This is a genomic window from bacterium (assembly GCA_037200965.1).
GTDB lineage: Bacteria > Patescibacteriota > Minisyncoccia > Phycocordibacterales > Phycocordibacteraceae > C7867-001.
The window spans coordinates 414,816-428,130 of the sequence record JBBCGK010000001.1; the positions used below are offsets into that span (position 1 = coordinate 414,816).

Below are 13,315 nucleotides of genomic sequence, written 5' to 3' on the forward strand. Positions count from 1 at the left end.
GGCTAGGGCGCGCGCATCTTGAAAATGAACCCGAGCGGATAGCGTTCGCGTATCCCGGGGCGAAGCCGGAGGAATAGAGCATCCAGAAGCGCATACGGGAGGTACAGGGGCGGCCGGAGGAAACACGGCACCGAAAGCACGAGTGCGTTGAAATTCGACGTGAACGGGCCGCCGCCGATCGATCGTATCTCGAGCGAGGCGAATTCCGCCTCGCCAAACATCCGCGCGAGCGCTTCCTTGGTATAACGGAAATAATCGTGCGGGTCGGGATGGTACTGGATGAGAAACGGGACGAAGCCTATAAGCGTGCCGCCGGGCTTGAGGATCCGGCGCATCTCTTGTATGAGGAACCGATAGTTATAAACATGCTCGAGCACGTTCGCGCAGAGCACCGTATCGACGCTCGCGTCGGGAAACGGCAAGGCGTCCCGTTCGAAGTCGATGCCGGACATGGAACCGTCGACCGGGGTAACGCCCGTTACGCCGGATATATCAAAATATTCGAAGTAATCGGGCTTGTGCCCGCCGCCGACATCCACAACCGCGCCCGTAAGGGGCCGGCCTTCAAAACCCTGGTTCATGCGGATGCGCAGCAAACTCTGTCCGGCATAAAGCTTTTTGAGCGTGAATATCATGTTCGGTTCAGTTCTACCACGAGACGGTCCATAAGCGTTGCGAGGCCGTGCTCCCGCACGACGACGGCCCGCTCGAGGCTGCCGAGCGCGCGGTATTCCTCGCCCGAGAGCTTAAAAAGCTTCAGAATGGCTTCCGCGAGCGCCTTGGGATCGTTCTCGGACACGATCCACTCGGCGGGCACGATGCCTTCGAACGCCGCGCTCGTAACCACGACCGGCGTCTCGCACGCCATGGATTCGAACGCTGTTTTGTCGAAGTACCCGTTCGCAGCGAGATTCAAGGCAACCCCGTGCGCGCTATAGAGGTTCGGCGTCTCCTCGTTCCGGCGCGGTCCGAGAAACGCGAGAGCGTTCGCTTCGACGAGGTCGGCAAAGTCGGCGCGAAGCTTCTCGCCATATGCGGGATCGAGTTCCGGACCAACGAACGTGAGAACGGCCGCCGTGCCGCTTGAACGGAGAATTCTGAGCGCTTCAAGCGCGATATGCGCGCGCTTGCTCGGCATGATGCGGCCCTGCATATAGAGCGCATAGCGGTTCTTCGAGACCGGACGCGGCGCGAAAAGCTCCGTGTCGATGCCAACCGGCATCCGCCGGGCCTTTCCCAGAAGCGCGGGCGCGGCGTAGGGCGACGTATAGAACACCTTCCGCGCAAGAAACGCGGCGAGCTTGAAGCGCGCGTCGCGCTGCGGATGGTTGTACCAGAGAGCCGCGTGTTTCCTGAATACCCGCCAGAACAGTCCGCCGAGAATCATATATTCGGGATTCATGTGCACGAAGACCGTATCGTAGCGGCCGCGCAGCTTCCATATGAGCATTTTGAAGCGGTATGCATACGCAAGGCGGCTTCGCGCGCCCTGTTCTTTTCCGAGAGAACATACCCGCACGTTGTCCGGAAGCGCGTGCGCTCCTTCACGCAGACAGATCACCTCGATGCTTTCGCATCTTCCCGCGAGTTCTTCAAGCCAATGATGGAAGAAGCCGAGCACCGGATCCTCGCGGTCGACCGTTTGCGTGGCGATAAGGAGTTTCATGAGAGCGTGCGGGCGAGGTCGTTTGCTATGAGTGTCGGCTGGTCCGTGTACGCGGCAAGATGTTCCCTGGCGGCGACTTCGGCGCTCCGCACCATGAGTTGCCTGGCTTGCGCGTCCTCTATCATGCCGACCATGGCTATCGAAAGCGCTGCGGGATCGGCGACCGGCACCGAAAGTACGTCGCGATATCCCCGGAACACTTCCCCGACGATGCCGACATCGGTCGTGATGATCGGCACCCGGGCGAGCGCGGCTTCGATGAGCGTAAGGCCGTAACCTTCATACGCGCTCGCTTGTATAAACGCTTGCGCGCTTTGCAGAAGACCCCGGGCGTCGGCGCGTTCGCCAAGGAAGAGCACGTGCTTTTCAAGGCCCCATTTATGCACGTACCGCTCGAGCTTGCGGCGCTCGCGTCCCCTGCCGACAAGCATGACGCCCGCTTGCGGATACTGCCCGTGCACGCGCGCAAGCGCGTCTATTATGTCTTCTATGCGCTTTTCGGGCTCAAGACGCCCGATCGCCACGAATGTGAACTTAAAGTCGTGCGGCGGAAGTGGTACCGGGGCGGATATCTCAAGCGGCGTCGCGATCGGAATAACGGTAGGCTCCTTGATGCGCGTGCCGTAGCGGAGCGTAAGCGAGTCCTTGATGCGCTTTGAGACCGCACGGATGCCGTCGGCTTTGGGAAGTACCTGGTCGGCAAAGCGGAGGCGGAAACGGTTCAAAAACGGCATGCGAACTTTGAGCGAGTGGAGGTTACCGTTTCTCGTAAACCAGGGGGAAAGGAAGTCGGTATGTATCTGTATATAAAGTTTCGCGTTCGTGCCTTTCACCGCCCAGAGCGCGATAAGGCCGTACTCGAACGGATCCTGCGCGGCAACGACATCGATGTTATAGGCAGTGATAAGCGCCCGGACTTTGGGCGGAAGAAACGCGAGTATAAGAAGTCGGGGCGTCCGGACCGGATGCAGGAAGAGCGTACCTTCCTGCTCTTCGCGCGCGCCCCGGGCGGCCCGGGAAATGATGTGCAGCTCGCCGCCCTTGATCGCGGCTGCATACGCGCGCATGCGCGCCCTCGAAGCGCTTCCGGGATTGAAAATCGATGGATCGTTCGAGACGAAAAGGACGTTCATACGAGGGATTTTAGAAATGTGGCGGTTCTAGGAATCAGAGCCTCGACGGAAAAGCGTTTCGCGGATTCGCGCGCTTCCCGCGAAAGGCGCGCAGCAAGCTCCTTGTCGGAAAGAATGCGCCTGAGGGCTTCGACAAGCGCATCCGCATCGCCCGGCGGCGCGAGAAGCCCGTTCTCTCCGTTGCGTATGAGTTCGCCGTTTCCGCCGACATCGGTCGTGACGACCGGAACGCCGAGCGCGAGCGCTTCGATAAGCAGATGCGAGAGGCCTTCGTATGAGGTATTGAGCACGAACGCGTCCGCGCTTTCCATGACCGTAAGCGTATCGGCGTGCGAGAGCCGTCCTGTAAGCACTGCCCGACTCCCGAGTTTCTTCGCGTGCGTCCCGATGTTCGCGTGTTCGGGCCCGTCGCCGACGATCGCGAGCGATACGCTCGGAACCGACTCCGATACCGCTGCGACCGCGTCTATCGTGCCTAGCATCCCCTTCCACGGTACCAGGCGGCCGACGGATACGACAAGAGGCCGCGAAAGCGCGGCCACCGATTCGTGCACCCTGCCCGGTTTTTCTGACTGCATGGCGTTATAGATAACTTCGATTTTCTCTGCGGGGATGCCCCAAATCGCTGTAACGTCCTTGAGGTATGTGCTCGGGACGATCACGCGGACCGCGTTTTTCGCGACCCTGGTTTGGATCCATCTAAGTGCGCCAACTGGGAATGGAACCGTCTTCGTCCGGACGAACGTATCCAAATCGGCCACGATTCCAAACCGCTGCCTCCCCTGCTCCCAGGCATAGTCGCCGACGATCTTTACGACAAACGGCTTCCCCGCCCGTTTCGCGGCCTTCATCGCCGGAAAGCCGACCGAGACCGGGTCAAGCGCGAGTATCGCGTCCGCTTCCCGCGCTGCCTTAAGAACGCGGCGATAGTAGGCGAAATGCCGGATAAGCTTCGGCAGATGCCGTACATCCGAGAACTTCACCACCTCGACCTCGATTCCCTGTCCAGGAAAGCCCTCGACAAGGAGTTTGGCGTAGGTAGCTGGCCCCCCGGACTCGGGCGGGTATAAAGGAGTCGCTATGACGAGCCGCATGGGGCCATTCTAGCGGCTTTCAAGCATCCCGTCGAAGAGCGCTTTCATGTTCTGCGCGATGAGGTCCCAATCGTACTTCTCAAAGGCGAGGGCTTTTGCCGTCGAGAGGACTTCTTTTACCTTGTCTGGCCGCGAGAGTATATCTTTCACCGCAAGCGCAATCTGCTCCGGGTTGTTCTTATCGACCGCCCACCCGGTCGTCGGCTTATCGGGATTGCGCTTTTCGTCGAACAGGAAGTCCCCGATGCCGCCTTCCTGCGTCGCTATTACCGGAAGCTCCGCCGCCATCGCTTCGACGAACGAGTTGCCCATGCCTTCCGAACGCGACGGCCTGATGAAAATATCGCACGCCTTGAGCGCGAGCGGCATTTCCGCATGGCCAATCTGTCCGAGGAAATGCGTACGTTCCCCGACGCCGGTAGTTTCTGCGAGTTTCTTGAGGACTTCTTCGTCAGGACCGATTCCGTAGATTATAAAATGCAGGTTCTCCGGGAGAAGCGCGAGTGCGCGTATGACGTCGTCTAGGGCGTTCTTGTGCACCAGCCTTGAGGTCGTGACCAGAAATATGTCGCCCGGTTTCTTGCCAAGCTTCTCACGCATTGCCTGTAATTCGCCAGCTGGATATAGATGCGAAAAATGTGCGGCATTCACCGCGTTTGGAATAACCTCCGCGGGGCCTTTAAAGCCCATACGCCTGCCCCATGTCAGCAGGAAGTTTGAGATGGGTTGGAGCACGTCCGCCTTCGTGAAGCCCCACCTAAAAAGCGGCCATACGGGCCTCGCGATCTTCTCGATGTGCTCTGGCGGGTCCCCTTCCTGAAGCGTCAGGAGATATTTCACTTCGGGATGAAATGTCTTGAAGAGTCCGGCGGGAATACCGGTCGCATGTGCCATCATCGCCCAGACGCCGTCAAAGTGGTGCGCTCGATGAAGCTTGAGCGCTGCGAAGAAAGCTCCAAACTGATACCAATGTTTGAGATAGTGGAGTGGATACCGTTTCAAGTCGTTCATCGATGGATTCAGACGCGCAGCACCGATACGGTGCACGACGACGTTCCTTATACGTTCTGTTCTCGGCAAGCCAGAGTCGACACGCAGTGTCAGCACATGAAACTCGAGTTGTTCGGGATCGATACGATCCGTTATTTCCTTGATAGCGACTTCCGCCCCACCTATGAATCGAGGATAGTAATTAAGAGAAAATATGAGGATTTTCCTCATAGCGATGTGTGCGCAGCCCTTTGGAGTATTTGCGAGTATGCGAAGCGCATTGCATTCGCGAACGAGTCGCCCGAGCCAAGTAACCTTTGTGCCCGCATGCGCGAGGCAAGCGAAGCGAGACGCCTGCCCTGCTCCGCATTTGAAGCATAAACCTGATCGGCGGCGCCAATGAACATACGCAGGAAAAGGCGGACATACCAAGATATATCCTGATCGGCGAGCGTGATGAGAAGCGGTACTGGCGACTCCTTACGAACTGAGAGGGCCGCAAGCGCGCCGTAACTTGCCATGAGTGACCATGAAAACAGGTACCGATGTTCTCGCACGAGCCTTTTCCCCGTACGCGCACCCAGAAACGGAAGAAGGTATTTATCGAAGGAGTTTCCAAAACCGATACGATGGATAGTCGCGTTCGGCACCGGACAAACCGCATGGCGCGCATGCGAAACGTAATGCGTTGTAACGATATCGAAATGCAGCTCTGGCATCTGACGCATGAGCTCGCAAAGCGCGTCTTCAGCGGGTCCCGAGACCGGATGAAACGTCGTCGTAAAGACGAGCACGCGTTTTTCAGGTTCCGCGGCAGCATTCGTCCGCACCGTTTCCTTTCGTACGTATTCCTTAAGTGCACGAGAAGGACTCCACCCGAGCGAGCGCGTCTTGCCTGTATCAATGTCCGCCTGCGCGCGGTTGCCAGCGCGTTCCGGAAGCATGATGAGCGTACTGCTATAGAGCTTCGCGAGGTCGAGGATGGATATGCGGTCGTCGCTCCCGATCCCGTATCCGTCGCCATTTCCTTTCTCGCCGACAAGTATGAGGCCGTCGACAATATCTTCGACATGCGTGAAAATACGTTCCTGCGTTCCGGGAGCGACGACCGTGAGCGGCAAACCGCGTATGGCCTGCTGGCGGAATATTTCAACGACGGTGCCGTACGCATCCCCGCGCTCGCCGGGACCGTATACGTTATAGAAATAGGCGATCGCGTAGGAAAGCTCAAACCAAGTTCCGTAGTTGACGATCAGCTCCGTCATACTCGCCTTTGACCAGGCGTAAGGACTTTGGTCACGTCCGAGACCACTATCACCGAACTTGGTGGAACTGCCAGCATAGACCAGTTTTGCGCGGCGGCGGCGTACAAATTCGAGTACGGCAAACGTGCCGAACTGATTCAAGTCCCAAACTTGCTCAATATCTTCAAAGCTTTTCTCGACACGGGAGTATTCCCCAAGATGATAGACAATGTCCGGAGTCTCGGGAATGAGCTTTTCTATATCCTTCGTATGTCCCTCCCTATAGTCGACGCCTGGAACATGATTCTCGCGGGAACCCGTAAAATAATTGTCGAGAGAAATGACCTTGTGCCCGTCCTTTATGAGCCGTTCGCACAGGTGTGAGCCGATAAAGCCCGCACCGCCGGTCACGAGGATAGTCTTTTGCATGCCTTGAGGATAAGGGTTTCGTGAAGGAATACAAGGCGAAAGCCGCCCCCGCCAGAAGCAACCTCGGCTGCTTCTGGCGGGGGCGATTACTCTTTCCTTGGCATAGCGGACTTTGGTTACGATCCAACAATCTTTGTCCGACGTTCCTTAGTACTCTCCGTTCGGGGAAAAAGTTTCAAACACTATGCCTCGCCCTTGAGTATTTTCTTCAGCGTCTCTTCAGGAACTTCGAAAGGCTGCACTCCTGGCGTTTTTTGCTGCGTTTGCGGTTCTTGCCGCGGTGCCGGAGCTTGGGGCACAACATCTGTCGCCGCGGAAGGCGCTACGGCTGGCTGCTTCGCGATAACGCTCGCGAGCGCGTCCTTGAGCGAACTTTGCTTCTCGGTCTCTTTCTGCTGTTTCTCCTTCCCGGCCGATGCGGTCATATTCTTGAGTATTGATTTAAGCTCCTCGGTGGTCTTTGCTTTCGGTACGGGCGGAACGCGTTCCCGGATCGGCGCGTTTATGGGCCGGTTTTGCTCTACGGAAGCGGGCTCGCCCATGGGAAGCTCTTCCCGGTGCGGGCGCGGCGGAAGCGCCTCTTCCTTTGGTCGTGGAGGGAGCGTACGCTCCGGAGAAAGGACAGGAGCGCGCATCAGGGTCCTTGCGGGAGAAGGCATGCGGGCCGGAACCGGGCGCTCGCTTGCCTCGCGCCGTGGCGCGGCAGGCACCGGGCGGGCCCCGGGCCCCGGCACTTCGCTTCCCTGGTTCGCAAGCGCCTTTTGCATGGCGACATTGCTTGGGGCTTTTCTCGGGGCCCCTGGCGGGCCGTACGAGGCCTTGCGCATGCGTGCGTCGACCGGCGCTTCGGAGGCGACGCTCGCCTCAAGCTCGGCGACTATGGCGCTTTCGATTCCTTCGCGCGGCGAGGTGAACTGCGCGCGGGAGGAGGCGATAACCTCGTTCCGGTACGAAACGGGCGGCGCTTCGATCGGCGGTATGGTTACGGCCGAAAACGGCGGCGAGCCGACGCCGTCGATCATGAGGGTCAGGTATATCTGCCGCTTGTCGAGACCGACGATGTCCTCCTTGAGGAAGGCGGGCGAAAAGACCGTTTCGAGTGTCTCGGCGTCGAAGGGACCGACGCGGAACGCGACCGTCGTGCCCACGTTCCCGAATACGGCGTCCCGGACCTCTTCTTCCATCTGTTCGATGTACTGGTGCGCGATGACGAGGTTAAGTTTGTATTTTCGGGCTTCGGAAAGAATCTCGGCAAACGTCTCGTTCGCGAAGTTCTGGAATTCGTCGACATAGAAATAGAAGTGCGGGAGCCGGGCGAGGTCGGCGCCGTGGAGATTCGCGCGGCTCATGGCGCCGAGAAAGATGCGCGTCGTTAGCATGGAGCCCAGGAGCCGCATGTTGGTCTCGCCGACAAGCCCCTTCGAGAGGTTGATGATGAGTATCTTCCGGTTGTCCATCATCTCCCTGATGTCGAACGAGGACTTCGGCTGCCCGATAATGTTTCGAATGAGCGGGTTCCCGGTAAACTGGCCGATCTTGTTCTGGATCGCGGGCGTCGCCTCTTGCGTGTACTTGTCACCGTAGTTTGCGAATTCCTTGACCCAGAAATCCTTCACGACCGGATCTTTCACGTTATCGACGACTTTGGTGCGATAAGCCCTGTCGGTGTACATGCGGTTCACCCCGAGAAGCGTCGCGTCCGGGTATTCAAGGAGCGCGAGGAGCGTGTTCGTGAGGATGTACTCCATGCGGGCGCTCCAGGCGTCCTCCCAAATCTTCTTGAAGGTCGCCATGAGACCCGAGACCACGAGGTGTCGCTTGTCGTACCCGACGTCTTCCATCACGTTGAAAGCGATCGGATTGTCCATGTCAAACGGCGCGAAGTAGACCACGTCCTTGATGCGCTCCTGCGGGACGTACTCCAGGAGCTTGTTGGCAGTCTCGCCGTGCGGGTCGATAAAGGTGAGACCTTCGCCGTTCCGAAGGTCCTGGATCGCCATGTTCTCAAGCAAGGTCGACTTGCCCATACCCGTCTTCCCGATCACGTACATATGGCGGTCGCGGTCCTTCTGCTTGATGCCAAATGGCACTTTCTTCCCTCTCGAGTCGGTCGCCGCGAAATAGGTAACGCGTTCCGGATTATCCATGCGCCTATTATACACTTTCCAACGCAACGGCCGCGCCTAAAGACGCGGTCGTTGCTTATTTTCGTTTTTTCTACCCTACGCTACTGATTTCTTCAGAGCCGCCTGGCGCCGGAGCGGGAGCGGCGGCGGAAGCGCGTATCTCCGCGCGTACCCTTGATTGACGCAGCGAGAGGCCCGCGACCACTATGGCGATGCCAAGGATCGGTAGAAACCATGAGAGCCACGAAACCGGAAGGCCCGAAAAAGGCGAAAGGAAAACGAGGACGCCAAGAAGTATAAGGGTACTTACGCGGGACATGGCCAGATTCTATCAAGGACTCACGATGACGACAAATTCTCCCCGGATCTCGCCCGGAAACGCCGCGAAATGCGCCCGGCACTGGGTAGCGGTGCCGACGACGAGCGACTCGTAGAGTTTCGTGAGCTCGCGGCAAACGGCGACCTTCCGATTGGCGTCGAGGACCTCGACAAGAGAATCGAGCGCTTTCTCGATACGGTGCGGGGATTCATAAAAAACGACAGCGCGCCGGCTTGTTCCGATTTCCTTAAAGAGCGTCTGCCGCCCTTTTTTATGCGGAAGGAATCCGAGGAACGTGAACTCCGCAGCCGGGAGTCCCGCGATCGAGAGTGCGGCAGTAAGGGCCGAGGCGCCAGGGATGGCCTCGATCTTTACCGATTCCCCGAGCCGCTCGCGCGTTTCTCTTACCAGCTCGTTTCCGGGGTCCGAGATGCCCGGCGTCCCCGCATCGGTCACGAGCGCGACGCGCTTTCCTTCCCCAAGAAGCGCGAAGATCTTCGAGGCAGCCTTGGGGCCGCTTCGCGCATGGAAAATAAGAAGCGGCTTCGAGATTTCATAGCGCGCCAAGAGCTTCGCCGTCACGCGCGTGTCCTCGCACGCTATCGCGTCGGCCTGCCTGAGCGTCTCGAGCGCCCGCAGCGTGATGTCACCCAGGTTGCCTATGGGCGTTGCCACAACGGAAAGAGTCCCGAGCATCGTGTCCGTACCTTACCACCATGCGCTTCGTCCGAACAGCGCAGGACGCTGTTCCCGGGATTATTCGTGGATAAATTGCCGGGTCCACGAGTCGTGATCCGGGGGTATTAAGAACAAGTTGGCACAAGCGTGAGTGATTTCGTTAAGTAAATACGGGGCGAATTGAAGATTTCCGGCGAGGAAAATCTGAAGCAGAATTCCCTCACGTATTCCTCCAAGTTCTCGCTCCAGTGATGATGATACATCCTGCGCACGAAGGTGCGGTATACCCCGAACATTCCCTCGATCTCAGAGGTGTGCTCGAACTCGAATTTGGAGTGAATATCTCGCTGGTGCGACACCGGCCAGCGTTGGCTGATGTTCTTGTATATCGACCCGCCATCGGTCCAGAGCTCGCTTCCCGGCGCCACATGCTCGAACAGGAATGAGACGGCATCAGTCTTGGTTGGGTACCTGCCGTGGAATACCTCGAAGGCGAGCTTTCTCGTACCTTTCTGCTTGGCCATGACGAGCGCGGCGTTTTTGAAGTACGCTTCGTCCATTTGGACGATACGTTCGAGCACATGGGTTTCCTGGGGCAAATGGAGCCTGAAGGTGGCATACCAACGCCTGACCGTGCGTTCCGGAAGGCCAGAGAGCGTGACGGCTTGGCGTACCGGCTCTTGTATGGTCCAGCACCAGAGCAGCACCCACCACTGCTCGAGGGGGAGCTTCAGATTCGAGAGCCAGGTGTGCGAGGTGAGGGAGAAGCGGATGCGGCACGTGCGGCACCGATACCGCTCCTGTTGCTTTTCGATCCTTCGTGACCGGCACGAAGGACAGAACACGTTCTTGCCGAAGAGCGTACGGCGCAAGAACTTCCGAATCTGCGCTTCGCTCGGTATCTGTTTGAGAGTGTACATAGCTTCCATGGTATGGGAGCTGTGCCAACTGAGTCTGAATGCCCTGATCCGGGGACTTGACAATACAATATACTAAGGTGTATAATTGATGCCGTACCCTGTACATCAATCATCACGCTAAGAGGAGAGTTACATGGATATGACCACCTTACCCTTCGTTGTCGCTTTGGCGACGTTCGGGCTGTATTTCGCGGGCCTGTTTTTCGAGGCACGCGCGACAGCGATCCCGTACTTCCGCCCGTAGACCGAAAAACGGGCGTCTCATTGGCGCAGGCTCCGTAAGGAACCTGCGCCAACCTGCTTTTCAAGATGAATCAAAATCGGTAACGGTCTAGGTCTTAGGTGCGGCGAGCATGTCCGCAATTTTATAAATATCTCCTGCGCCCATGGTCATAAGGGAGTCGCCGGAGCCATACGTTTCGAGCACCTTCTCGATAGCGTCAAACGAAGGAAGCGCTGCGGCGTCGGTGCCTTCCGCACGGATACGTTCGGCGAGTATGTCACTTGAAATGGTGCCGTCGTCCGTCTCACGCGCCGCATAGATGGGAGCTATAAGGACCTTGTCCGCGTCCTTGAAGGCGGTTGCGAAATCGTCGAGGAGGTCGCGGGTGCGGCTGTAAAGATGCGGGTGGAAGGCGACAACGACCCTGCCGTTCGTCTTTTCCCGAAGCGCCTTCAAGGTCTCGCGCACTTCGGTCGGGTGATGCGCGTAGTCATCGTATACGTCGGCCCCGCTCTTGGTTTTTCCTTTGTATTCGAAACGCCGCCAGGTGCCGTGGAAATGAGAGAGCGAAGTGGCGATGGAACTTTCAGCGATAGACGGAAGAACGGCGCGGGCGGCCCCGGCGGCAGCGCGGGCATTCATTTGATTGAAGCCTCCCGGAAGCCGCAGCTCATAGGCAGGCTCGAGCGTATAGTCGATAACGGGCGCCACGGCGTCGGCGAGCACCGCCGCGATATTCGCGTCGTGGGGGTTCGTGACGATACAGCCGTCCTCGGGCACGTTCCGTATCGCCGTACGAAACGTTTCCTGAAGAGCTGCAAGCGACGGGAAATGATCGGTATGGTCCCATTCGAGGTTGGTGACCACGAGCACCGAGGGGGAGAGCTCGAGCAGGTGATCCTTATATTCGCACGCCTCGACGACGAAAAGATCCGAATTACCGGAAAGATAGTTGGAGCCGAAATCCTTGACGATAGAGCCGACGATGGCGGTCGGAGAAGCCCCGGCGTCGGCGAGAATCTTCGCAAGCATGCCGGTCGTGGTCGTCTTCCCGTGCGTTCCGGCGACCGCGATCGTCTTCTTTCCCCGCGACACTTCCCCGAGCATGGCGAAGTACGAGAGTTCGGGTATGCCAAGCTCCCGGGCGCGCATTCGTTCCGGATTTTCCGGAGGCACCGCGTCGCTATAGATGAGCCTGTTCGTGAGAGCCTCTACGTTCTCCGCCTTTTGACCTATCACGACCCTGATCCCCTTCTTCTCCAATAGCTCCGTCACCGGACCCGCCTCCCTGTCCGATCCGGTTATTTCATTTCCCTGCTCCTTGAGCATTTGCGCGAGCGCGCTCATCCCGATGCCGCCGATGCCGGTGAAATGGAGTTTTTGAGGGTTCATGCGCCTGTGCCAAGCACGATATCAGAAATATCCCGGCGAAGCTCGTTGATGGCATCCGGGCTCGAGCGCTTGGGATACGTCCTGTTGGAGAGAACGGCAAACGCTGTTTCCCGTTCCGGATCGACGACGCAGAGCGTTCCCGTGAACCCTGTTTTCCCGAATGTGCTCGGACGCACGTGATTTCCCATGAACCTCGGCTCGTTGAGTTCCCATCCAAGGCCCATCGATACGCCAGGCAGGCTGAGCTGGTTGGTATGCATCTGCGCGACCGTCGCGGGCTCGAAGTATTTGATGCCGCTCAGCGAGCCTTCGTTCAGAAGCATCTCGAGGAAGATGAGGATGTCCGGTACGTTCGTAAAGAGGCCGGCGCAACCCATGGGATGCTCTTTCTCCAGAACGAAGCTGGTCTCGTCGTGTACGAATCCCTGCACGAGCCCCCGCCATTCGTCTATCTCCGTCGGCGGAATGCTCTTCTGGTCGCGAGGAAAAAAGGTTGAGTTCGTCATGCCAAGCGGCTTGAAGAAGTATCCGTGTCCGACTTTATCGACCGTCGAACCTGTTATGTTTTCTATGACCAGGCTAAGGAGGAGCGCCGGAAGATTCGAATATTTCGCCTGTTCGCCCGGCCGGGCCTTGAGATTCACGTGCGGAAGATTCTTTCCTATTTCTTGCGCAGTCGCCTTCGTGACGTCGAATCCGGGCGTCGGAAAATCTGGGATAATCGCGTATGTGAGCAGGTGCCGGATGAGCGTCTCGTGTGTGTAGTTATTTTTGTAAGTCGGCAGATGAGTGACAAGCTTGTCGTCGAGGGAAAGCTTCCCTTCTTCGATCAGTTTGAGCGCGATGGAGCTCGTCGGGATCGATTTGGTGATGGAGGCGACATCATACGATGTATCCGCCATGACCCGGGGACTTTCCGGTTCGTAGGTGAAGCGGCCTTCCGCGAAAATCTCGCGCTTCCCGTCGCGCCCTACGATGCCGACGACGGCACCCGGGAAGACTCTTTCTTCGATAGCGCGTATAAGCCTGTTTCGGAGTGCTGATTCCATAGACGCTATCAACTCTAGCATTTTCGATGCATGGGTGCCTTTTCTCTGCCTC

Annotated in this window: 11 protein-coding genes and 1 pseudogene; all 12 read right to left on the reverse strand. The window is 58.0% G+C overall.

Annotated elements, in window-relative coordinates; genetic code table 11:
• Positions 1–2: 2 nt before the first annotated feature.
• The 12 genes and pseudogenes from WDN10_02415 to WDN10_02470 all read right to left on the reverse strand — a co-directional run bounded on the left by WDN10_02415 (position 3) and on the right by WDN10_02470 (position 13,263).
• Entirely contained in the window at positions 3–635 is a 633-nt protein-coding gene (locus WDN10_02415) for a methyltransferase domain-containing protein (GenBank protein MEJ0053559.1), read from the reverse strand.
• On the reverse strand, positions 632–1,666 hold the full coding sequence (locus WDN10_02420; GenBank protein ID MEJ0053560.1) for a glycosyltransferase family 4 protein: 1,035 nt from the start codon (positions 1,664–1,666) through the stop codon (positions 632–634). Before WDN10_02420 ends, WDN10_02415 begins: the two co-directional genes overlap by 4 nt.
• The gene (locus tag WDN10_02425; protein ID MEJ0053561.1) at positions 1,663–2,799 is read right to left on the reverse strand and encodes a glycosyltransferase; all 1,137 of its coding nucleotides are present in this window, start codon (positions 2,797–2,799) and stop codon (positions 1,663–1,665) included. The genes WDN10_02420 and WDN10_02425 overlap by 4 nt, the downstream gene beginning before the upstream one ends.
• A complete protein-coding gene (locus tag WDN10_02430; GenBank protein ID MEJ0053562.1) occupies positions 2,796–3,893 on the reverse strand; it encodes a glycosyltransferase family 4 protein in 1,098 nt (365 codons plus the stop codon). The genes WDN10_02425 and WDN10_02430 overlap by 4 nt, the downstream gene beginning before the upstream one ends.
• A gap of 9 nt (positions 3,894–3,902) precedes the next feature.
• The gene (locus tag WDN10_02435; protein MEJ0053563.1) at positions 3,903–5,114 is read right to left on the reverse strand and encodes a glycosyltransferase family 4 protein; all 1,212 of its coding nucleotides are present in this window, start codon (positions 5,112–5,114) and stop codon (positions 3,903–3,905) included.
• A 611-nt stretch (positions 5,115–5,725) separates the two neighbouring features.
• Positions 5,726–6,556 (reverse strand): annotated as a pseudogene (locus WDN10_02440) (NAD-dependent epimerase/dehydratase family protein).
• Positions 6,557–6,738: 182 nt separating this feature from the next.
• On the reverse strand, positions 6,739–8,703 hold the full coding sequence (locus tag WDN10_02445; GenBank protein MEJ0053564.1) for a type IV secretion system DNA-binding domain-containing protein: 1,965 nt from the start codon (positions 8,701–8,703) through the stop codon (positions 6,739–6,741).
• A 70-nt stretch (positions 8,704–8,773) separates the two neighbouring features.
• Entirely contained in the window at positions 8,774–9,001 is a 228-nt protein-coding gene (locus WDN10_02450; GenBank protein ID MEJ0053565.1) for a hypothetical protein, read from the reverse strand.
• Positions 9,002–9,013: 12 nt separating this feature from the next.
• Entirely contained in the window at positions 9,014–9,697 is a 684-nt protein-coding gene (gene rsmI, locus WDN10_02455) for a 16S rRNA (cytidine(1402)-2'-O)-methyltransferase (GenBank protein ID MEJ0053566.1), read from the reverse strand.
• A 107-nt stretch (positions 9,698–9,804) separates the two neighbouring features.
• Positions 9,805–10,599 (reverse strand): IS1595 family transposase, encoded by a 795-nt coding sequence (locus WDN10_02460; GenBank protein ID MEJ0053567.1) that lies wholly within the window; start codon positions 10,597–10,599, stop codon positions 9,805–9,807.
• 331 nt (positions 10,600–10,930) lie between these two features.
• Positions 10,931–12,214 carry a Mur ligase domain-containing protein gene (locus WDN10_02465; GenBank protein MEJ0053568.1) on the reverse strand — a complete coding sequence of 428 codons (1,284 nt, stop codon included), beginning with the start codon at positions 12,212–12,214 and terminating at the stop codon, positions 10,931–10,933.
• Positions 12,211–13,263: a serine hydrolase domain-containing protein gene (locus WDN10_02470; GenBank protein ID MEJ0053569.1), complete on the reverse strand. Its 1,053-nt coding sequence runs from the start codon at positions 13,261–13,263 to the stop codon at positions 12,211–12,213. Before WDN10_02470 ends, WDN10_02465 begins: the two co-directional genes overlap by 4 nt.
• Between the last annotated feature and the right edge of the window lie 52 nt (positions 13,264–13,315).